The organism is Paenibacillus sp. Marseille-Q7038 (assembly GCF_965111595.1).
Genome location: NZ_CBCOOM010000001.1, coordinates 3,569,701 through 3,592,437 on the forward strand (window position 1 = coordinate 3,569,701; position 22,737 = coordinate 3,592,437).

Here is a 22,737-nt window from a genome sequence, read left to right on the forward strand (position 1 = left end):
ATTACTGAGGTGAAAAGATGGATAAAGATATTAAACAATATAACGAGATGTCCGAATGTCTGAAAGCACTCGCGCATCCTGTCAGACTCTGTATCATTAGAGGTTTGCTCTCGAAAGGCCACTGTAATGTGACTTACATGCAGGAATGTCTTGGATTGCCGCAGTCTACTGTCTCGCAGCATCTGCAAAAACTGCGCAGTATGGGCATCGTTGAGACCGAGCGGCACGGTCTTGAAGTTCGTTACACCGTGAAAGACCCTCGCGTAAAAGGGCTGATGGAATTATTTTTTCAGGAGGACAAATAAATGAGTAAAAAAGTCATCATTGTAGGAGGCGTAGCGGGCGGGGCTTCTGCAGCTGCACGTCTTCGAAGGCTCGATGAAGAAGCACACATTATTATGTTTGAACGAGATGAATATATCTCATTTGCTAACTGTGGATTACCTTACTATATCGGAGATACGATAACGGATCGTTCTAAGCTTATTGTGCAGACACCGGAAGCGATGACTCAGCGATTCAACCTTGATATCCGTACCAAGAGCGAAGTGATTGCTGTCCATCCTGAGAGAAAAACAGTGACGGTTCGCAGTGCTGAAAAAGGGAGCTATGAGGAAAGTTATGATGCCCTTATTCTATCACCAGGTGCAGCGCCAATCCGCCCTGCTCTTCCAGGTATTGACCACCCCCAAATCTATACGGTTCGAAACATTCCGGACACCGATCGGATTAAAAAACAGGTGATTTCTCCTGAGACAAAAACAGCCGTCGTTGTAGGCGGAGGGTATATTGGGGTAGAAATGGCCGAGAACCTTAAGGAAGCCGGACTTGAAGTAACGATGGTTCAGTCAGCGGATCAGCTTCTCAGTACATTTGACCGCGAAATGTCGAATATCCTAGCTCAGGAAATGGAGCAACAGGGTGTAGAGTTGTTATTTCAGGATACGGTAGATTCTTTTAAAGACACAAACGGTAAAGTCACCCTTTCGCTTCGCAGCGGCCGAGTGCTCACCAGTGATCTTGTCATTCTCGCCGTAGGTGTGAAACCAGATACGGGTTTTCTAAGAGACAGCGGTATTGCCCTTGGAAACCGCGGTCATATTCAGGTCAATACGGCACTAGAAACCAATATACCGAATATCTATGCGGTCGGTGATGCTGTGGAGATTCATGAAGACGGAGCAGTTATCGCCATTCCGCTTGCCGGCCCAGCGAATAAACAGGGCCGAATTGCCGCCGACCGAGTTGCTGGTCTTACGTCAACCTATAAAGGCGGCCACGGAACATCCATTATTAAGGTATTTCAACTGACTGGTGCACAAACCGGACTTACCGAGAAGAAGCTCAAAGAGCTCGGTACCGATTATCATACGGTCTATGTACACCCCAATGCACATGCAGCTTACTATCCTGGAGCAACACCGATGACAATCAAGCTGTTGTTTGATCCGCAGGGTGTAATTCTCGGAGCACAGGCGGTCGGAAGAGTGGGAGTGGACAAGCGTATTGACGATATCGCGACCGTTCTCCATTTTGGCGGAACCGTTACCGACCTCACCGAACTCGATCTTGCCTATGCCCCTCCTTTCTCCTCTGCCAAGGACCCGGTGAACATGCTAGGTTACGTCGCAGAGAATGTAGTGACAGGACGAATGGAGGTATTTACACCGGAAAAACTGGAGAAAAGAGATTCTAGCAAGTCTCTGCTTGTCGATGTGAGATCTGCGATTGAGCATCAGAATGGACATATTCCTGGTTCCCTACATATTCCGGTGGATGAGCTGAGAGAACGTATGCATGAGCTGGATCGTGATCAAGAAATCTGGGTGTACTGCCAAGTTGGTTTACGTGGATACACCTCTGCCCGCATTTTACAGCAACATGGCTATCGTGTTCGCAATCTGACAGGAGGGTTCAAAACATACAAGATGAGTACATTTAAACCGGAAAAGAAAATGGATTCATCCATTCCTGCACCTTCCGGGTCGAACTCTATAAATGCTGTTCAATTAAACGAGACAAAACAAGCATCAGAAAGCAGCATTTCTGCGGACATCAATCTCGATGCCTGCGGCTTGTCTTGCCCTGGACCTCTTATCGAAGCCAAACGGGCCATGGATGGTCTGAGCCCAGGACAAGTGCTGCAAATTACGGCGACAGATCCGGGCTTCTACGAAGATGTAAAGTCCTTTGCACGCATGTCTAACCATGATACGCTTCATGTGGAACGATTGCCTGATGGACAGATTAAAGCAATTTTGAGAAAAAAAGAAACAACGAGCGAAGAGCCAGCTTATGCATCGGCAGCACCAAGTACAGTCCCTAGTCCTGCCAAAGCGTCCGAAGGAACGACCATGGTCGTATTCAGCGGTGAATTAGATAAGGCCATTGCTTCCTTTATCATTGCGAACGGCGCTGCGGCAAGCGGCAAGAAAGTCACCATGTTCTTCACGTTCTGGGGACTGAATGTCCTTCGTAAATCTGAACCTGTACAAGTAAAAAAAGATTTCCTTGGTAAAATGTTTGGTCTCATGATGCCGCGTGGCAGTCGTAAACTTCCTTTATCCCGCATGAATATGATGGGCGCTGGATCGAAGATGATTCGCGGCGTTATGAAAAAGAATAACATCTCGTCCGTTGAGGATTTAATGGAGACGGCTAAAGAACAAGGGATTGAGCTTGTGGCTTGTCAGATGTCTATGGATGTGATGGGAATACAGAAAGAAGAACTTATTGACGGGGTGAAAATTGGCGGAGTTGGATATTATCTCGGTCAAGCCGATCAATCTGGAATTAATTTATTTATTTAATCGGATCCATTTCATTATTTACTAATTTATGAAATTGATTTAAACATACAAACAAAGACCCTCATAGATGTCTGTATACAGATCGTCTTATAGAGGGCCTTTCCTATATATATGCTTATACATAACTGATGCTGTTATCTCTGATATGAAGATGTATCGGTAAGAGAAGAAAGAGTATCAGAGAGTCCATAATTTTTAACTTCTAGAGTGTGATCCTCTTCTTTTGGCTGACGGGTTGCCTGCTCATCAAACCCTACCTTTTCCCTCACAATATATAGGGGTCTACCTCGGGACTCATCGTAAATTTGACCCATATATTCTCCGATTACTCCGAGGATCATCATCATAATTCCATTAAGCAAGAGAATGATCAATAGGAGCGATGCCCACCCTGCTATCTTGTTATCCGTAAACAACGGTAAGGATAGGGTCACGAGCAAGCTGGCAAAACTAATACAGGAGATGAAAATCCCTGCATAAGAAGCTATTTTGAAAGGCTTATTAGAGAATGAGGTTACGCTTTTCACTAATAATTGCATCTTTTTACGAAATGGATACTTGGTTTGCCCTGCATCCCGTTCTTCGTGCTCATATTCAAGTTGAAATTGTCTGAAGCCTACCCAGCTGACAAGCCCTCGAACGATGCGATTCCTTTCCTGAAACATCTTCATGGCTTCGTTCACCTTTCGATCAATCAGCCGGAAATCATCGGGGGCAACGGGAATATCATGTTTCGTGAGAACTTTCCGGATACGGTTGTACACAGCAGCTGTCACTCGTTTCATTACGGTTTCATTCCCACGTTCTCTACGTTTAGCACTTACGACATCATACCCTTGATTCCACAGCTCGATCATGTCATGGATCCGTTCCAGCGGATCTTGCAGGTCCGCATTCATAACAATAATCGCCTGTCCTGTTGCAGCATCCATTCCAGCTGTTATTGCCATTTGCTGACCAAAATTACGTGAAAAATCGATAACCCGAACGGAAGAGTCGATCAGAGCAGCCTGTGTCAAAATATCCATCGTGTGATCTGTGCTGCCATCATTCACAAAAATGAGTTCATACGGTTGTCCCGTCTGCTCCATAACCTTAGTGAGCCGACTGTACGTAACCTGAATCATCTCTTCCTCGTTATATACGGGAACCACGATAGAGTACATGACCTGCCCTTCCATTTCCTCGCTCACTCCCCTACGATTCTTATAGCGTCACTATACTGAATCATTATGAACTGAGTATGAATGATTGCAGGCCTTACCCTATACAAAATCCCCCTGTTACAGCCTAAGATATACTCTAAAAATCGTCCCTACTCCAAGTTCTGATTCCACCTGAATTCGGCCCTCATGAAGATCAATAATCTTCTTCGCAATCGATAATCCCAGTCCGCTGCCTTCATAACGATTCCGGGAAGCATCAGCTTTATAGAATCGCTCGAATATCCGCTGTAAATCTTCTTTGGCCATCCCTTCCCCATGATCCTTAATCGCAACAACGGCATAGCCCCGTTCACGGGACATTGAAATTTCGATGTTGCCTCCTTCAGAAGAAAACTTCAGTGCATTATGAATCAAGTTGGTCCATACCTGACTCAGCTGGTCCCGATCCGCCTCAATTACGAGCTCCTGCAGATGAAGATGAAAAGTGATCGACTTGCTGGTCCATATCGGTTCCAAAGTTAAAATAACGTCTCTCAGCTGCCGATCAAGCCTGTATGCTTCGATCTGGAAAGGATGTTTATCTGAATCGAGAGATGACAGCTTCAGTAAATTGCGAATGAGACGGGATAATCGTTCGCTTTCCGTTTCAATAATGCTCGCGTACCGAATTCTCTCTTTATCACTGAGTTCACTAATCGTTAGTGCCTGCGAGAAACCGTGAATCGAAGTGAGCGGTGTCTGCATTTCATGGGATACATTCGACACAAAATCTTTCCGCATCTGTTCCAGTTGTCCGAGTTCACTGGCCATAAGCTGAATGCTCTCTGCCAGCTCCCCAATTTCATCTCTTCGTTTCATCCGAAGGTTAATTCTAAAATCACCGCGGGCAATTTGCCTAGTAGCACTAGTCATCTTCTTCAGCGGGCTTACGAGAAAACGCGAAGCCATCAGGATAAGAAAACTGCCGACAAGCAAAGATGTCAAATTAATCATGGTGTTAGTACGCCTAAAACTTTCACGTTGCGGTTTTAGATTAGGCTGTAAAAACATCGCGTATACTCCATCTGTCGTTTGTAAAGGTACACCAATCGCAACCGGACGCATCGGACCTCCATTTTGGCTTTCCTCCTGGATAATCGTATTCTCTCCGCTCAGCACCGTACCCACTTTATCCGTATAGTTCCCCTTTTCGACCGGCGGATTCTGTTCGTTACTTTTACTATCTATGATTTGTCCATCCGGACCGACAAGTGTAATATGAAGCTCCCGCATGAGGATGGAAGTCTGTTCAACAAATACAGATAAGTCTTCGGGTTGCCACGTATCATACAATTGCTGTACTTTCGCTCCTTCTTCCATCAGTTCACCAGACATATCGCGATTTACATCCTTTTCAAACCAGCGAAAGGCGACGAATGAAGAAATCATCAAACTAACAACAGTGACTGCTATAAAAGTAAGAACAACCCGCACATACAGACTGCGGATCATACAAGTTCCTCAAGTCGATAACCAAGTCCTCGAATGGTCACAATCCGAAAACCGGTCTTATGATCAGGAAATCGCTCGCGCAGTCTTTTAATGTGTACGTCTACCGTTCGCTCGTCTCCTTCGTAATCAAGCCCCCAAATATCTTCAATGAGCTGCTCCCTGGTAAAGGTAATTCCTGAATAACTGGCCAGCTTATAAAGCAGTTCAAATTCCTTAAGAGGCAGTGTCACAGAAGACTGTTCTGATATGACTTGGAACGAAGGACGATCTAGTGTAAGTCTTCCTACTTTTACCGTTTGGTCCATGGAGACCCGGTATCTTTTGAGCAGCGCTTTTACTCTAACTACCAGCTCTTGAGGGGCAAAAGGCTTGACCATATAGTCATCTGTGCCGAGTTCAAAACCTTTCACTTTATCCTCCGTTTCTCCCTTCGCCGTAAGCATAAGAACCGGAATATCGCTCCACGCCCGCAAGTGACTGCAAAGTTCCCAGCCGTCCATACCCGGCATCATAATATCTATAATTACAAGATCAGGCTTCATGGAATCCAGCACGGTGAGTGCATCTTCTCCATCCTTTGCCTGGTAGACATCTAGACCTTCCCTTTTCAGAAATAATTCAATCAGTTCCCGGATATGAGCTTCATCGTCTACCACCAAAATTTTAGCCATTATCAAAAGGTCCTCCCTGTTATTCATATATAGTTGAAACAACTAACGGTTTAATAAAATTAGTCCACTTATCATTATACTTTTTCTTGCTGAGATAAAAAAAGCGATATGTATAGCCTGTCTCATTTGCGTCTTTCGTATAAACCTAGGTGTGAGTACCCCTGAATATAACGGAAGATAATGAACTGAATATGAATTAGAAATCCCTAAAAAATGGAAAAGAACCCCGCGGTTTGCGTGGTTCTCTGATTTTTCAAATATGATCTTTCTACCCATTGATTAAGAAGAATTCCCTCAGCCTCTTACAGTAAAGGAGTTCTTTTCATCGTTACACTGGATTCTCTCACGATAAGTCTTGGTTCAAACTCCACTTTCTCATAGGGAGCTTCTTTGTTGTTTTCTCTGATTCGCTTAATGAGCAGTTCCGTAGCCAAACGGGCGCACTCATCACCTAATATCGTAACTGAACTAATCTGAGGAGAAGTAAGCGTCGTCCATAGATTATTATCAACACCGACAATGGCTACATCCTCAGGAACACGCACGCCCAGTTCCTTGAAACGATTCACCATACCAATCGCAATCATATCGTTACAAGCATAAACCGCGTCCGGCATTTCCTTTAGACTGTAAAAATAACTCGCCGCCTCCATTCCGGTTTGAAGTGAAAAGTCATCCCCGAAATAAGTTAATGAAATATCAACCTGTGGCAACGCACGCTCATAGGCAAAATATCGTTCTTCGATCATATCTTTAGCTGCTCCGGCATAAGCAATTCTTGTTCGACCCGTTTTTATCAGATGCTCCATGACCAGGTTTCCCTCTTGCTTGGACATGCACACCATATCTGCCTTATATTCTGGGCCCAGCTTTTTTCCATAATTAATAATCGATATTGGTACAGGAGACTTACTGATTAGATCTCCAAGTGTTTTAGGATAAGCAAGCGGAAGAATGATCATTCCGTCTACATGGAGTTTTTTTACATCTCGAATCGCTTCAAGCTCCGCTCTCGCATTTCCTGAAGTATTGATTTGGACTACACGATATCCATAATGTTTGGCGGTCTGCTCTACAGACCAAGCAATTTCAGGCATAATCGCATTGCGAATATCAGATACCACAAGAGCAATCTGATGGGTGTGGCGTACTTTTAAACTTTGTGCTGAAGTGTTCGGGGTGAACCCAAGCTCTTCAATTGCTTCGATTACTTTCGCCTTTGTCTTGGCACTGATGCCACTTGTATTATTAATAGCTCGCGAGACGGTCGCTATTCCAACCCCCGCTTTTTTAGCTACATCTTCTATTGTAACTTTCCGATCTTCATTATTATTCACGCACTCGGCAACCTCTCTTTAAACTGGAATCGTTTCCTGTTTCATAGATGAAGTAGGATTCTATTTTTATTATATCACAGCTACTATCATATCAAGATATCCTCCTGAACGAGCGCATTAAACTAGGAATGAAATTAACTTATATATAGAACAAGAAGGGGTTTTAGAATTGACAGTATATAAAAAGTGTGACATATTTGAATTGGAAACGTTTCCGATTAAATTTATTTTTGATAAAACATGTACTTACTTAGAAGTAGAGCAGGGAATGAGAAACTGAAATGAAAGAAGCAGGCCGCTTTATTGATTTTGCTTGCGAGCTAACTTTTCTATTTAGGAGATGATTCAACATGAAAGCGCTTAGATGGCATGGTGTAAAAGATCTGCGTATAGAACAAATCGAGGAACCAAAAGCTCTACCTGGGAAAGTGAAAATCAAAGTCGAGTGGTGCGGGATTTGCGGCAGCGACTTACATGAATATACAGCGGGTCCGATCTTTATTCCTGCAAACGCACCTCATCCAATCACGGGAGAGCAAGCCCCTGTGGTTATGGGACATGAATTCTCTGGACAAGTCGTTGAAGTTGGAGAAGGTGTAACCCTTCTTCAACAAGGAGATCGCGTGGTTGTTGAACCGATCTTCAACTGTGGCAAATGTACAGCATGTCGCCAAGGTAAATATAATCTTTGCGACAAAATGGGCTTCCTTGGTCTTGCCGGCGGCGGTGGCGGTTTCTCCGAATATGTTGCTGCCGATGAGCATATCGTTCACAAAATTCCAGAGACCGTTTCCTATGAACAAGGTGCTTTGGTGGAACCTTCTGCCGTTGCCCTTTATGCAGTTCGTCAAAGCAAATTGAAAGTTGGCGACAAAGCCGTTGTCTTCGGTGCTGGTCCAATCGGTCTTCTTGTAATCGAAGCGCTTAAAGCATCCGGTGCTTCCGAAATTTATGCTGTGGAACTCTCTGCTGAGCGTAGCGCAAAAGCAACAGAACTTGGAGCACAAGTCATTAATCCGAAAGAGGTTAATGATGTAGTACAAGAAATCCACCGCTTAACGGATGGTGGTGCTGACGTAGTATTTGAAGTAACAGGTGTGCCGCCTGTACTCGAACAAGCACTTGAGTCTGTCCGAATTGGCGGAGAACTGATGATTGTCAGCATTTTTGAAAAAGATGCGCCGATCCAGCCTAATAAAATTGTCATGCAAGAACGTAGTATCTCTGGCATTATCGGATACCGTGATGTATTCCCAGCCGTAATCAGCCTCATGGAGAAAGGTTACTTCCCTGCTGACAAGTTGGTAACAAAACGTATTAACCTTGATGATGTGATTGAACAAGGTTTTGAAGCTTTGCTAAAAGAAAAGAGCCAAGTCAAAATCCTCGTTAAAGCGGAATAATAAAGGTTTACTAAAAGACTGCTGTATTTACAGCAGTCTTTTATTGTTTACTTTTATAACTCACTGCAATGAATATCTTGTACTACTATCATTTGACCTTTAGTTGAATAAGTCTGTGGGCCTCTTAAATGCAATCCGCCTCTGTTGCTAAAAAAATCGACGGTACAGTTCTCTCCGACGCTCTCCACGAAGCTGAGCATAGATTTGCGTGGTTGAGGCTTTTTCATGACCCAGCATACCTTGGATAAACTCTAACGGTGCCCCGTTATCAAGCAACTGGCATGCATAAGTATGACGGAATCGATGGGGATACACATTAGCCTTCACCGCTCCACGATCTGCCAATCGCTTTAATACCCACCTTAACGTTGGAATGGCCATTCGCTTAACAGGATTGGTATCCGTTACAAATAAGGCTTTACAGGAGTCTTCCCGACTTGCTAAATACTTCTGCAACCATACTTTACACTCCGTGGTGAAATAAACTTCTCTTTGCTTTGAACCCTTCCCATTTACAATGGCAGAGCAATTTCCCCAGTTCAAATCCTCAATATTTAATTTTTCGACCTCTCCAATTCTGCAGCCTGTGCTGTAGAGAAACTCAAGTAGAGCTCTTTCTCTTTGTGTCTGACAAGAAATCTTCAGATGAATTACATCTTCCTCCATCAAAAACTTAGGAATTCGCTTATCCATTTTTGGCTCACGTAATTTGAGTGAAGGGTTAGTCGGTAAATAGGTTTCTTCATATGCATAACGAAATAAGGAACGTACAAAACGGATACGATGCCCTAAGCTACTTGCCTTTAATCGATTGGATTGCTTTGCTAGGTATTCCTTCAACAGGTTCAGAGTTACCTCGGAAATATCTATATCCCCAAGATCTGTAACCAACATCCTGAGCTGTAAAGCATATGCTTTCAATGTATTTGGACTAAACCCCTCAATTCGCTTGTCTGCTTCGTAATGATGCCATAGTTCACTTAAAATCATAATATAACCTCCTATTAGAGCAATTTAATTCTAGTTTGCTACTAATAGTAGGATTATAGACTCTAGATTAAGCTAATGTTTTTCCGTTAGTTCAAGAGTTGTTACTGTCTCAGATGTCACAATTAATTTAATTTGAAATTAACATCTCTTATGCTGGCGTATCTTTTCTTTTCATTTATGTGCAAGGCTTAGAAGTTGAATTTTTAGCATAATTTATTAATTCATTAATGCATTTTTGCGGCATGTTTTTTTCCGATTATCGGTAAAAATAATGTCTGTCTATGACAGTATGTTATTGCAAGGATAAATAAAAATGCACCTACAATTATAAATGAAACACCTCTTATTTCAGGAGAAATTATGGACATTACTAAATAATATACATATAAATACGAAATATTGAGGTATATAATTTTAAAAAATGTTATATTTTGTAAGTCTCCATTTCCCGATAGTTTAACGTGAAATTTAAATATGATTCATTACTAATCAGTGATATCCTTCAGGTAAATTAGCTGTTGTTCCGTTAATTGATTTTTATCAGCATAGATGAAGTGATATGTAAAAGGTTTTAGGTATCTAAGTTGAATTATGTAATCAATATCCTGAGCGAAGTATGTATCCGGGTTACCCGAAACGTATCCCTCCATAGAATCATCATAAAAATGTCTTAAGTTGACTCAAATTGGAGTAGAATTTGGTTTCCATCCAACAAGGGAACGCTTGGTAGTTATATATTCTTTTTAAGCAGTGTGGATATGTCCCATTGTCTCGCCCCAAACTTCAATAGCCGACTCGGCAATCTGTAAACAGAGGTGTTCCATGAATCCTAAAAAACTGACAAGCTCCCTAATACTTATCTCTTTACCTAGCATATTTCTAGGAGTATTGCTCCCGATATATACACATGAACTAGGTTACACCACATTCCAATATACCATCATAGTTTCCATTCTTTCTTTTTCACAAATAGTGATGAAACTTGTACTAGGTAGAGCATCAGATCGTTATAGCCGGCATTTTATTTTCTTAAGCGCATTAATTTTCTTTACATCCGCTTATTTTGTTTTTTCGGTTGCGACACAATTATCTGTATTAATATTTGCAAGAGTCATAAGCGGTATAGCAGGTATTTTGCTTAGCATTTCATTGGTTGGGTTGATTTCAGATAGCAATAACAGTTTTGGACAGCAAATGGGATACTTTGATAGCAGAATGCATTTAGGGGGTTTGATTGGTGTAGGAATATGTTATCTAGTATTAAAAAATTATGAACTTGTTCAAGGCTGGTATGTGTTATTCATGATTTGCGGGGGGGCGTCTGCGCTAGCGTATATATTTACGTCTATAACACCAGGCTTCTCCTTGATTAAAAGTATCGCAAGTGAGAGGAAATACCTACTATCTATTAAACAACGTAAACTTTGGATATTGAATGTATTTCTATCTACTGTATTTAGCATGTCCAGTGTTATTTTTATCCCTTATATGCAAAAGGCATGCGATGCAAACCTTGAGCAGATCGCCATCGTATTTCTACTTCCAATGATCGCCTTCTCGTTTCTTGGCCCAACCTTAGGAAAGATTGGCGATCGCAGAGGATATCGAAAAACGATAATCATATCTCTGGCAATGTGTAGCATAGCTGCAGTGGGCCTTGCCTTTTCAACCAGTCTGCTTCTTTTTGCTGTGATTTCTACAATGTTTAACCTGTTCGCAACCATGCAAAGTTATGCAATAGACGCTGTATTTATTCAGGATACACCCCAAGAGCACATTGGTGATGCATACGGCAAATTCTCCGTTAGCAACAACCTCGGAGGAATGACAGGCGCCGCTGTAGGAGGATACTTGTTTGATGCTTTTAGCTTTAATATGCCTTATCTAGGGTTTGCTGTTATGATCCTATTGTTCAGCCCTTTTATGCTACGTTTGATTTCTAAGTCTACCCTGTTATAAGAAATATTTAACAGTAAACCTATTCAATATAAAGTTCACTCCTTTCACTTTGTAACGGCTACAGAGTGAGAAGCCGCCTCTAATATTAGCATAATTTCGAATGTGAAAAAGAGAGCAGTTGCCAACTGGCAAGCTGCTCCCTGCTGTGTTCAACTATCGTTTTATCGTTAGTTGAACCACCAATATCTGATTGTATTGTAACTACCATTTCCATCGTTAAAAAGATTCAACCATTATATTCAGGATGGTTATGTCTTGAACATCCAAATAAATAACAACTTGAACTCAAGGATGTTGTGAATTTCAATGGTGGAATAAAGTCTCTAGAAATCATATATATAATATTTTCATATTCCTGTTTGTCATCTTCTAATTGCTTAATGTATGTGGCCTTTTCGCTCTCTGTCCAATCCTCATTGCATTGAACTTCTTGTTCTTCCTGAATATCGTTTGTTTTTAATCGAATACATTCGTTCGTTATTTCAACTGCACGATCCCATGAATTTGTTTTTATTAATGAATAAATATACCTACAAACCCAATCTGGAGTCTTATAATATGTATCCCATGATTTTCGAAACCAACGGACTGCCTCAGAGAAACATTGCAACTCAAAATACAGTTCAGCAACATGAACTTCTCCGACGAATTCATCATCACATTCTGAAAATGCATCCAATTTACATTTTGCTTCTGTCGATTTACCGATTTCAATTAAACATTTTATGTGACTATACATTGCGTAATCAGAAGGTTCGGCACTTTTTAGAAATAAAGCTGAGGCTTCATCCAATTCCCCACGATGGTATTTAGCTATGGCTAAATTATTATATGCTTCTTTGGAATGTTCGATTTCAATGGAGTTCAACAATACATTTGAGGCCTCTTCCCATCTTTCCAACTCAACATTTATTTCACCTAAAAGGTTATAAGGAAAATGCGAAGCTGGATTTAGCATAATTGCTTCTTCAACTAATTTCGAGCAGATTCTACGTCATTTTCTTCGTGATAATAAATCCAAGCAAGGTTCGTTAAAGACTGAACATTTCTCGATTCATTCAAAGCTTCTTTGAAAAGAGCCAAGGTCAGATCATATTCATTACGTTCGAAATATTCGATAGCTTTCTGGTTAATATTCAACTGGTTCCTCCCGTCAATTCACTCCAATGTTAAATATGAAGTTAACTAAAATAAATTATATCACTGATTTCAAAACTTTTTTGTTAACCTGATTGTGTTGCTTCATTAAGCTATCCTGCCGTTTGCATGACTAAAAGGGAGCACCGCCAACTGGCTAGTCAAGCCTCCCTTCTGTGTTCAACTAACGTTTTTTCGTTAGTTTAAAGACTCCAAAGTTGAAATTCGTTTTTTCTTTACTATACAACATTTTATTGACTGTTAACTGATATACACTTTATGATGTTCATAGGGTAATGATGGATCTCCTGTCCATTATCACCAAATCATGTGTGCATGAAATAACAGACTTAGCGCTTATGTCTCTTCCCCGAGATATAAGCGCTTTAATTTATGTAACATATACTAGCTCTTGCTTCGATGACGATGCTTAAATATTTCTACTATCAATGAAAGAAAAACGGTGATTGTGATGATCCAAAGGGAGTCGAGTAGGATCAGAGGTATCTCCTTATTAAATAAAGTAATTCCAGCTAGAATAGTTAAACCTATATTCTCTCTTATGTGTTCCATTGATTTTTTTCTTATTATTCTAACTATTGGAATCGCTAATAGACAAATGATTAATAAGACGCTAAGTGTTTCAATTTTAAGCAACATATTTACTCCTTTTATTACTTTAGGTTAACTATATATAATACCACAAATTGTAATTATCATGCTGATTAGCCGACCAAGCGCCGAAGATCTTGGTAGCCTGTTGTCATAGTGCTATCGTTTTTCCTTTAGCACAATTCTTTTACTTTATCCCGTCAATCATCATCTGTATCGATAAACTCTTTTATGAGCTTTCTTGCAGGAAATTTGTTCTATCTTAAAATCATTACATAAAAATCATTCGGCTGATTATTAAGACTGAATTAACAATTAAAAAGGATATTAAAAGACATAAAATCTATCCGAAATATTTGTGATTTACTATCGTAGAAATTTAATTATTTTGGAATTCAGAGATACAGGGTTTGAAGTAAAAAGAATATAATCTTTGGATTTTGTTTTTATTACTATTCTATCGGTTGTACCATAAGGGGTACCAATTCGCAGTGCTTCCTTTTCATTTCCAGCATAGGTGTTATCTTGAATTACATCTTCTATTTCGATTATAGGAACTTCAATTTTAGTTAACTGCCATTTTATTACCAAGTTACTCTGCGTCTTTTCGATCTTAATACCCAGCATAATCATTTCCTCTTTTCAAATAGATTTTATTAAGAATTGTCAATGAAGAATACTCTAAGATACTGCTCCTGTAATTTATGACCTTCTTATCTTTCAAAAAAGTATCACTATCTTTCTCCTATTCCCACAATCCTACCAAATTGTACCATACAAATAAATATGCTATCCTACCCAATTGAATAACTAAAAAGGAGCAACTGCCAACCGGCAAACTGCTCCCTGCTGTTATTGAACTATCGTTTTTTCGTTAGTTCAATTAGAATGGGTTTTCTCCTTTTACAAATGGAATAGATATTATGTAAATTGAACCAATAAAAAGAAACCAAAAAAATTTTGATTTCAGACGTTGTTTAAAGTAGATCGGATTTTTCATAATAAATAGTGCAGTAATAACCGTATATAGTACAAAAAGAAAGTAAGAAACTCCAAACCAATTAACCCAAACATTACCTGTAAATTCAATTCCAAAACTCTCATAAATTTCAGATGCAACATTTACAGTAAGTAACAAGCCAATAGCCAAAAAAACAATTGCTTCAAGCAATATAAAAACATCTTTCTTTAAGCCTTGCATGACCTTATCTCCTTATAAAAACACAGTATTACATATCGACAGCCTTCGTTAACGGAATAACTCAAATAGATTTCTTCATTCCTTTACTTAGCCCAATAATTAATAAAACTAGTCCAAGTATCAAGAAAATCGCTACAAACAAATTATCAAACACACCAGGCATAGTTGGTTCAGTTGGATACGGTCCAGACCCGTTTATTTTTACTGGAGCCGTTTCACCAATCCATTTAAAAACTGCAATATATCTTTCTAATGTGAACAATATGCCACTTAATGCAATCAGTCCCAGACCAGATATAAAACTACTCTTCCACATTTGTTGTCACCTCGCTTGAAATTAATTATAAACCCAATTGACTAACCATAACACTTAATATCATACAATCGCGATTATCGCAAATAACTTATTGCGCTATTCTGCCGATTTGCATAACTAAAAAGGAGTAGAGCCAACTGGCAAGCTACTCCCTGCTGATTCAACTATCGTTTTTTTGTTAGGTTAACGTTTATTTGAGGTCAAAGCTGATTGAAATAAACGTCTTGCAAATTTCACAACAACACTCCGTGGTAAAAAACGGGGTAATTGGGCCATTAAATAATTATTTTTTCCAGCTATTATGTAACCTCTGTCTTTTTCTACTGCCCTAAATGCTGCATTTACAACATCAATTGGCTCCATCCGTTTGCTTTTCAAATTTGCATAACCCGATACAGCATGAAATGAACTCTTCGTTTCTCCTGGACACAATGCAACGATACGTAGTCCACTATCTCTATATTCTGCCCATAAGGCTTCCGTAAACGATAGGACATACGCTTTTGTTGCACCGTATGCAGCCATATACGGTACCGGCTGAAATGCTGTCATCGAAGAAACATTGATAATAACACCTTCATTTCGCTTAATCATAGAGCCAATAAATTTATGAGTCAATTCAGTTAAGGAAGTTATATTTAATTGGATCTCTTGATTCAAACGTGCAGCAGGAATTTCATTGAAGATCCCCAAAGTTCCAAATCCAGCATTATTGATTAGAATATTTACCTCCAACCCTAAACTTTCAACTTTTTGTTGCACTGTTTCAGCTGCATTCCCAGCTGAAAGATCAACCGGGAGAGAAACAGCTTTAATTGAATATTCCTTTTGTAGTTTTTTTGCAATTTCATTGAGCGGTTTTTCTGACCGAGCAACTAATATCAAATTGCATCCTTTTTTGGCGAGCTCCTTTGCGAAAACCTCCCCTATTCCTGATGAAGCTCCTGTGACGAGGGCAGTTTTATTTGCATAATTCATATATGCGACCTCCAATTTAGTTTTATATTAATCAAATAATTAATCATTTAATTATTATGTTTAAATAAAAAGCTTTCTTCATTGGATCAAAAAGAAAGCCTTTTATATTTTATCCATGTACTTTTGCGGGGTCATCTAATAAACTTTCAGCTTTTTGTATTAACATTTTAAGTTGCTCAATAACCGTGTCACCAAAAGTAAGATTGTAATAAACCTCGGTTCTTTCCTTTGTTGAAAGAATACCTGCTTGCTTAAGAATTCTCAAATGATGGGAGACTGCTGGTCTTGACAGATGAGATTTCTCAACAACTTGTGCAACATTCATTCGTTTTACTAACATAAACATCATTAAAATATCTTGTCTAATAGGATCTGCCATCGCCTTAAAAATTGCTGTGGATTGACGAATCTCATGCAGAAGAGCATTTTTTTTTTCCAACAATTCGCTTGGTATCTCTATACTACTCTGATCAATTTCCATGTTTACACCTCAATAAATTCAAACGATTAAATATTTGATTACTTTGTTATTATAAAAGGTCACACTTTAAAACGCAAGACTGCTGGAATAGATATTATAATACTAATCTGTTCTTTACTAGAGTAAAGGGCTGGGTAAACCAGCCCCTCCTCATCAAACCGTACGTGAGGTTTTCCCTCATACGGCTTTCCGATGTTCGTCATTCATGTGCATACAGATTACAAAAGCGTTTTGAGTCCACATTGTCTCGCCATGTGCCGCACTTCTTGGACTGCACTTTGCCACCGAGAACGTTGCCTTTTCTTTGCATACCATTTTGCCAAACGCAACACAATGTACCAATCTAAACTCGCCATTTTTCGTTGGCTGTAGGATGTGTGGTAGTAATTGCGCCACCCCTGAATCTTCGGGTTCAGCCAACCTACGTGCTCTGCGAGTGACTTATGTCTCTGGTTGGACGGAGCTAAGCGCTCTTTTACCACTTCCCGGATGCGTTCCTCCGCTTTCCGGCACAGCCACTGCGCGTGGTATAGTACACTTTTCCGTAGGATGTTTCAGCTTTCGCCTTGCGATGATGCATGCCTAGAAAATCAAACCCTTCTTCTCCTGTCCATAATCCTACAATCCGCGTTTTCGTCGGATGCAAGGTCAGTTCCAGGCGATCCATAATCGCACGTATAAGTGCATACGCCCGTTCTGCATCTTTCTTCGTTTTGCATACGACAACGAAGTCATCTGCATATCGCGTAAGTTTCCCGATTCCACTGCCATGTCGTTCCCACAAAATATCAAAATAATTCAAATAGATATTCGCAAGAAGAGGGGATATCACGCCGCCTTGTGGTGTACCCAGATCGGATCGTCTGACTTTTCCTTCTTCCATCACTCCCGTGTTCAGCCACTTCCGTACCAGCTTCAGGACGCGCCTGTCGCTGATTCGCATCTCCACCAGTTTCATTAGTTTCTCTTGGTTGATGTTGTCGAAGTAGCCTTGGATGTCGACGTCGACCACCCAATTCCCTTTTCGGTTGCAGGCTTTTCGGATACGGTCCAGTGCCCCTTTCGCACTTCGTTTTGGACGGAATCCAAATGAGGATTCCTGAAAGTCCGCTTCAAAGATCGGTTCCATGACCAGTTTCGGCGCCATCTGAATGACGCGGTCTCGGACGGTTGGGATACCCAGCGGTCTCTGCTTCCCATCTTTCTTCGGAATATAATGCCGTCGTACGGGCTGTGGATGGTATTTGTTTTCCTTCAAGCATCGTTGGCATTCGTACAGGAAAAATGCTTCTCCCTTTTCCTCAATATCCGAAAGAGTTTCTCCATCGACACCAGCCGATCCTTTGTTAGCTCGTACTCTCCGCCAGGCTTCCTCTAATACATCCATTCGATAGACCTTGTCGTACAATGCGTGGAATCTGCGCTTCCTGTTTTCCTTGGCCGCATGACCTAGTTTCTTTTGGAGTTGTTGAACGTTTTCTTTTGGTGTCGTTAGCCGTTTGGCATTCACTAATTCGTACCTCCTAAAAAAAAACATGAACAAAGCAGGGCTCCTTCCCTCCTGCAGGTTGTGTTGTCCTGCAGTTCCTCAGTACTATGAGCCCCTCGGACTCCCTTCCTGCAAATAGATCATTTCGTCTTTTGGACTTATAGACCACTTTGTTACGGTTTCAAAAAAAAAAAAAAAAAATCCGTGCAGGGGAGGGTCTCCCCAGTTCACTGCATCTTCTTTCATACCATGCCGATCCCCTTACGCCGGAGGATTCTTCACTGCCGCTCCAAGTTCTTAGCAGTTTCCGTGGCCTTCACCCATTAAGCCGGGGTTCGGCTTCCCCTCGTCCCTCTTGCGAGGCCTTTTTGACGACGCGGCAGGATTCACTTGATGTTACGGCCTGGTATGTTGCTCGCTCTGTCTCCGACAGATACTTTTGTCGATACGCTTCTACGCACAGTTTTCACCGTACGTAGGTATCCTAGCTACACAGGGGCTTGGCCCCTCCCGTGACCGGACTTTCACCGGCTAGAAGATGCGTGCTTAGCTGGGCACGCGCATAACAAAAAGGGCGTACCGCCAACTGGCTAGTCGCTCCCTTCTGTGTTCAACTAACGTTTTTTCGTTAGCGTAAGTCAACTACTGAATAATTGCACATATTTGTTTAGATCTTCGCGAAAAACTTCAGAATACTTCCCAGCGGTAAATTGACTCACTACATCCCGCCAAAAATGTATTGCTGGTTGGTTAACTTTCATCTGCACTATTTTCCAATTTGCTTGGTATAAATTTAACGCCTTAACAGCACTAGTCTCCCAAATCCCTTTCTCCTATACTTATTTAGGATTAGAAAATCATAAATTACGTGAATTGGATTAGGATCCATATCATAATTTTCAAGAAGTATTACTAAAAATCCGATAATTCGTTCCTTATGACATATAAAATAAGGGCACCATCTAGGGTCTTCCCAATAATGATTCAAGTCAATATTATACTGCCCATTCAAGTCCAAATCTTCCTCAGTATACTGACTAAAATCATAAAGGTAGTATTGATAAAGGTTGTACAAGATTTCTTTTTGATCTATTGTAACTGGCATAAGATTAATTCCCATGATTTGTATCTCACCTCTAAATCAAACTAACATACAACCTGAGAATAGGTTCGGTGAAAAATCATTATAATCAAACTATCCTGTCCGTTCGTATTATGAGGTCAACCAGTTCTTTCTGGTTGACCCTTTTTTCATTAGCTTTGAGAATTAAGGTAGCCGGGTCGAACGTACCTGCCCGTGGGACTTGATCCCGAGCGCTATAATGTTCACCCCTACTTGTCATGACCATGATTGAGGCTGGTTGGGACATAGATCCCGTATAACAAGCGATGCTATGGAGCGACAAGAGGAAATCACAGGGGCCGGTAAATTTAAATTAGGAAGGTGCATTTAAATGAATCCAGTGATTGGCCTGGATATTTCTAAAGATGAAAGCCATGGACAAGCCTTTTTAGAGCGAGGCAAACCGTACAGAGGGACGTTTAAATTCGAACATACCCAAGAAGGGCTGACGAAGTTACTTCAAGCTATTCAGGATGTTGAACATGCGGCTGGGCTACGTCCTACGCTACTTCTCGAGGCAACTGGGCATTACTAGAGTCCCGTTGTTCAGTTCTTAGAGGAGCATCATTATTTGTACATTGTCATTAATCCGCTCATCTCAAATCGGCTAAGAAAGTCCAGCCTTCGAAAAGTGAAGACAGATCTTGCTGATGCCTATTTGCTCGGAGAGTTGTACTATAAAGAAGAATTTGAGCCCTATAAAAAAAGAGGTGTTCAACTGCTTAATTTGCGTTATTTAACAAGACAATATGAGTCTCTGTCAAAGATGTGTGTACAGATTAAACTGCAGTTTCAAGCTGTTCTAGATCAAGTTTTCCCTACGTACAAAGGTGTTTTCGGGGACATCTATTCTAACATTTCACTTCAATTCTTAAATGAGTTTCCGACTTCATATTTGGTGTTGCAGTCGGATGAAGAAATGCTTAAGTCTAAATTCAAAGAACTACTCTCCTCAAAACGAGGAAGGTCAGAGAATTGGATCTGTGTGCGAGTTAAGCGCCTGCTACATGCGGCCAAACAAAATCCTTTTCAACAGAATATGTACTCTAGTCACTTGATTAACCTGAAAGTTTTGATCTCGCTCATTCTTCAGTACCAAGAGCATCTGTCTCAATTGGAAAAGAACATTGATGCTCTCGCTGAAGAAATTGAAGAATATGATTTAATCCAGTCGATTCCCGGTATTGGTCCTAAAATTGCGGCAACAATTTTATCGGAAATTGGAGAAATCGACCGTTTTGATCATCCAAAGAAACTAGTAGCCTTTGCAGGCATTGATCCAAGTGTATTTGCATCTGGAAAGTTTACGGCAACACGGAATCGAATTACCAAACGTGGTTCCCGGCAACTTCGATATGCGCTAGTTATGGCTGTCCAGTGTGGACTCATTCGTTCTCGTAATATGCGACTTAAAGATTTTTATGATCGCAAAAGAGTAGAAGGAAAACCACATAAAGTAGCTTTAGTCGCATGTGCAAATAAGCTAGTTCATTGGCTTTATGTCATCCTGAAAAGTAAAAAATCTTTCCGCACTGCCTAACTATTTTCGTTGGTATAACCTTCCAAAACAAAGGAGATTGGAGGGTTATTTGTCATGCTTATTTTTACTATACCACATGACTTAAGTCCATTTTACTGGTAATCTTGACAAGCTATTAGCTGGTATAGCTTAATGAATTAGAGCAAATAATTGAAAACTTATCCAATCGGTAATCGGTACAAGTTCTTGTCTTTGGCTCGGGACAAGAACTTGTACCGTTAAAACAAAAAAAGCCGCTAATAGCGACGACCCGCCCATTAACAACAGCGACACGTGTGAACGGCAACATCTCGTCGTCTCACACGAGCCACTGTGTTTATTGGGCTATCGTAGAACCACCTTAAGTTGATACAACCATACACAAAAACAGTGAGGCCTACCCCGACTGAAGATTGGGGTAGGCCTCACGTTTTTCAATGGACTCAAAAAAGATGGTCTCTTTTTTCACGCTTGTGCTCCGTTGGTTCACCAAAACATTTCTCTTAATTCCACTCTTTTCCGTGTTCGCGAATGAATCGAAGTTCCTCTTGATAGTGATCATAATGTCCCTCGTCGATCATTTTTTGAAACGCCATATCGCCTTCTTTGGCTTTCCTTTGCATGGTTTTACATAATCCTTCTACTCGTAGCAATAATTTCTAAAAAACCTTTATCTATTCCTTCCATACCATAGGAATCAAAAAACAATCTAATCCTTTGTTTGATTCGCTCAGCATCCTTTAACGAATCATAATAAATGGCTTCGCCTGCTTCCGTATGATAAAGCCTACTTAAAGGAACACAAGTGTAAAGCGTATAGGCGATATCCCAAAGTCTTGGACCAGGAGCGACCAAATCAAAATCAATCACACCTACTGGTTCTTCGCGATTAAAAATAATATTATAGATGGCAAAATCATTATGGCACATCACCTCAAATGGTCATGGGTGTTATCAATAGGTTGCCATCGTTCTTCCATTGGAAAATCACTCACCGCATCATGATAGAGACGAAGCATTTTTGCGATTTCTTTTAAAGACTCGTCCGACCACATGTATTTTTTTAACGGATAATTGCCAGCTTCTCCTTCGATAAAGGATAAGATCTCTCTCCCTTTTTCATCAATACCTAGAAACTTTGGCACACCATGTGGCCTTTGCTTTCAACGTGCTTTAACAATGTATGAATTTTAACACTATCAGGCTTTAATTCTCGCCGAACCGTATCTCCTAAACGATATACAATGGAGACATTCCCTCCAGTTAGTGCTTCTTCTTTTTCGTACTGACTTTCCATTAAAATTCCCCCAATTTAGGGACTCTATGATTGTGTCAATAGAGATGTATTTTTTCCCATAAAGAAAAGCAGATATACAAAGGTATCTGCTCGGCAATGGGAATTTAATTGTCCACACCATGTATCCCTTGAATGATTGATTTAAGATAGACAAATAAACGCATCCTTAAGAACTAAGGACCGCCACTGTCTCTATTCAATTAAATAATCAATTCAAGGTATTCCACATAAGTACAGATTCCCCTCTCTTTACATCTCTAAATTAGATATTACTAGATATTACCAACTAAGAAAAGACTTTTATTTTGCTATTTACAAAAATCAAAAAAGACCGCTCAACAACATCATAAGAATCTACTCTTGGGCTTGTCCTCATGATCTAAAAAAACGGGAAAAGAAAAAACTCTCGATCAGCGACCGAGCTCAAGATTTTTGTCATCAGGACCGAGAAATGTGGCACAAACCAGTTTCTTTGACTGATAAGTTTTTATTCGATAATTCTTCTTGATGTACACAATAACTCTGATAGGATAATTCCATATTTAAGCGAAACCAAAAGGCGGAATTTTTACATGCTTGTGACTCGTAGATGTAAATCTTGGTCGCATCTGACTCTTAGACCACGAGGATAACGAATAACCCCCATTTTTTCAAAACCTCACAATACTTAGTTTTCAAGTATTTCTACCCGTTAGCTCAAAGAAAAAAGCAACCGGTCATCTGAGCGGTCGCTTAATTGTTCTCACTACATAAAGCG

General features: G+C 40.5%; 19 protein-coding genes and 2 pseudogenes. 5 read left to right on the forward strand and 16 right to left on the reverse strand.

Features of this window, described 5'->3' with window-relative positions:
- Nucleotides 1-17: 17 nt before the first annotated feature.
- Complete coding sequence (locus ACWPWY_RS16940) at nt 18-305, forward strand: ArsR/SmtB family transcription factor (protein WP_454192719.1); 288 nt, start codon at nt 18-20, stop codon at nt 303-305.
- Nucleotides 306-2,810, forward strand: coding sequence for a CoA-disulfide reductase (locus ACWPWY_RS16945; protein ID WP_454192720.1), 2,505 nt, complete (start codon nt 306-308; stop codon nt 2,808-2,810).
- Nucleotides 2,811-2,944: 134 nt separating this feature from the next.
- On the opposite strand, the gene ACWPWY_RS16950 is transcribed toward ACWPWY_RS16945, so the two are convergent.
- The 4 genes from ACWPWY_RS16950 to ACWPWY_RS16965 all read right to left on the reverse strand — a co-directional run bounded on the left by ACWPWY_RS16950 (nt 2,945) and on the right by ACWPWY_RS16965 (nt 7,475).
- Nucleotides 2,945-3,991, reverse strand: coding sequence for a glycosyltransferase family 2 protein (locus tag ACWPWY_RS16950; RefSeq protein ID WP_454192721.1), 1,047 nt, complete (start codon nt 3,989-3,991; stop codon nt 2,945-2,947).
- Nucleotides 3,992-4,093: 102 nt separating this feature from the next.
- On the reverse strand, nt 4,094-5,467 hold the full coding sequence (locus ACWPWY_RS16955; RefSeq protein WP_454192722.1) for a sensor histidine kinase: 1,374 nt from the start codon (nt 5,465-5,467) through the stop codon (nt 4,094-4,096).
- Nucleotides 5,464-6,138: a response regulator transcription factor gene (locus ACWPWY_RS16960; protein WP_454192723.1), complete on the reverse strand. Its 675-nt coding sequence runs from the start codon at nt 6,136-6,138 to the stop codon at nt 5,464-5,466. The genes ACWPWY_RS16955 and ACWPWY_RS16960 overlap by 4 nt, the downstream gene beginning before the upstream one ends.
- 302 nt (nt 6,139-6,440) lie before the next feature.
- On the reverse strand, nt 6,441-7,475 hold the full coding sequence (locus tag ACWPWY_RS16965; RefSeq protein ID WP_454192724.1) for a LacI family DNA-binding transcriptional regulator: 1,035 nt from the start codon (nt 7,473-7,475) through the stop codon (nt 6,441-6,443).
- Nucleotides 7,476-7,825: 350 nt separating this feature from the next.
- Between ACWPWY_RS16965 and ACWPWY_RS16970 the strand changes: the two genes are divergently transcribed.
- Nucleotides 7,826-8,878, forward strand: a complete 1,053-nt coding sequence (locus ACWPWY_RS16970) for a 2,3-butanediol dehydrogenase (RefSeq protein WP_454192725.1) — start codon at nt 7,826-7,828, stop codon at nt 8,876-8,878.
- A gap of 147 nt (nt 8,879-9,025) precedes the next feature.
- Here ACWPWY_RS16970 and ACWPWY_RS16975 read toward each other — a convergent pair whose 3' ends face one another.
- Nucleotides 9,026-9,868 carry a tyrosine-type recombinase/integrase gene (locus tag ACWPWY_RS16975; RefSeq protein WP_454192726.1) on the reverse strand — a complete coding sequence of 281 codons (843 nt, stop codon included), beginning with the start codon at nt 9,866-9,868 and terminating at the stop codon, nt 9,026-9,028.
- An 822-nt stretch (nt 9,869-10,690) separates the two neighbouring features.
- On the opposite strand from ACWPWY_RS16975, the gene ACWPWY_RS16980 reads away from it, so the two are divergent.
- Nucleotides 10,691-11,827 carry an MFS transporter gene (locus ACWPWY_RS16980; RefSeq protein ID WP_454192727.1) on the forward strand — a complete coding sequence of 379 codons (1,137 nt, stop codon included), beginning with the start codon at nt 10,691-10,693 and terminating at the stop codon, nt 11,825-11,827.
- Between the two features lie 226 nt (nt 11,828-12,053).
- Here ACWPWY_RS16980 and ACWPWY_RS16985 read toward each other — a convergent pair whose 3' ends face one another.
- The 10 genes from ACWPWY_RS16985 to ACWPWY_RS17030 form a co-directional block, all read right to left on the reverse strand.
- Nucleotides 12,054-12,785 carry a tetratricopeptide repeat protein gene (locus tag ACWPWY_RS16985; protein ID WP_454192728.1) on the reverse strand — a complete coding sequence of 244 codons (732 nt, stop codon included), beginning with the start codon at nt 12,783-12,785 and terminating at the stop codon, nt 12,054-12,056.
- A 14-nt stretch (nt 12,786-12,799) separates the two neighbouring features.
- On the reverse strand, nt 12,800-12,967 hold the full coding sequence (locus tag ACWPWY_RS16990) for a hypothetical protein (RefSeq protein WP_454192729.1): 168 nt from the start codon (nt 12,965-12,967) through the stop codon (nt 12,800-12,802).
- A gap of 975 nt (nt 12,968-13,942) precedes the next feature.
- Nucleotides 13,943-14,203, reverse strand: a complete 261-nt coding sequence (locus tag ACWPWY_RS16995; protein ID WP_454192730.1) for a SunI/YnzG family protein — start codon at nt 14,201-14,203, stop codon at nt 13,943-13,945.
- Between the two features lie 256 nt (nt 14,204-14,459).
- Complete coding sequence (locus ACWPWY_RS17000; protein ID WP_454192731.1) at nt 14,460-14,777, reverse strand: hypothetical protein; 318 nt, start codon at nt 14,775-14,777, stop codon at nt 14,460-14,462.
- A gap of 61 nt (nt 14,778-14,838) precedes the next feature.
- Nucleotides 14,839-15,093: a hypothetical protein gene (locus ACWPWY_RS17005; protein WP_454192732.1), complete on the reverse strand. Its 255-nt coding sequence runs from the start codon at nt 15,091-15,093 to the stop codon at nt 14,839-14,841.
- Between the two features lie 183 nt (nt 15,094-15,276).
- A complete protein-coding gene (locus tag ACWPWY_RS17010) occupies nt 15,277-16,071 on the reverse strand; it encodes an SDR family NAD(P)-dependent oxidoreductase (protein ID WP_454192733.1) in 795 nt (264 codons plus the stop codon).
- Nucleotides 16,072-16,180: 109 nt separating this feature from the next.
- Entirely contained in the window at nt 16,181-16,552 is a 372-nt protein-coding gene (locus tag ACWPWY_RS17015; RefSeq protein ID WP_454192734.1) for an ArsR/SmtB family transcription factor, read from the reverse strand.
- 218 nt (nt 16,553-16,770) lie between these two features.
- Nucleotides 16,771-17,034, reverse strand: coding sequence for a group II intron maturase-specific domain-containing protein (locus ACWPWY_RS17020; RefSeq protein ID WP_454192735.1), 264 nt, complete (start codon nt 17,032-17,034; stop codon nt 16,771-16,773).
- Nucleotides 17,028-18,062, reverse strand: coding sequence for a group II intron reverse transcriptase/maturase (gene ltrA, locus ACWPWY_RS17025; RefSeq protein ID WP_454192736.1), 1,035 nt, complete (start codon nt 18,060-18,062; stop codon nt 17,028-17,030). Before ltrA ends, ACWPWY_RS17020 begins: the two co-directional genes overlap by 7 nt.
- A 772-nt stretch (nt 18,063-18,834) precedes the next feature.
- Nucleotides 18,835-19,161, reverse strand: coding sequence for a GNAT family N-acetyltransferase (locus ACWPWY_RS17030; RefSeq protein ID WP_454192737.1), 327 nt, complete (start codon nt 19,159-19,161; stop codon nt 18,835-18,837).
- Between the two features lie 334 nt (nt 19,162-19,495).
- Between ACWPWY_RS17030 and ACWPWY_RS17035 the strand changes: the two are divergent.
- A pseudogene (locus tag ACWPWY_RS17035) lies at nt 19,496-20,704 on the forward strand (IS110 family transposase).
- A 482-nt stretch (nt 20,705-21,186) separates the two neighbouring features.
- On the opposite strand, the pseudogene ACWPWY_RS17040 reads toward ACWPWY_RS17035, so the two are convergent.
- Nucleotides 21,187-21,980 (reverse strand): annotated as a pseudogene (locus ACWPWY_RS17040) (phosphotransferase).
- Nucleotides 21,981-22,737: the final 757 nt, after the last annotated feature.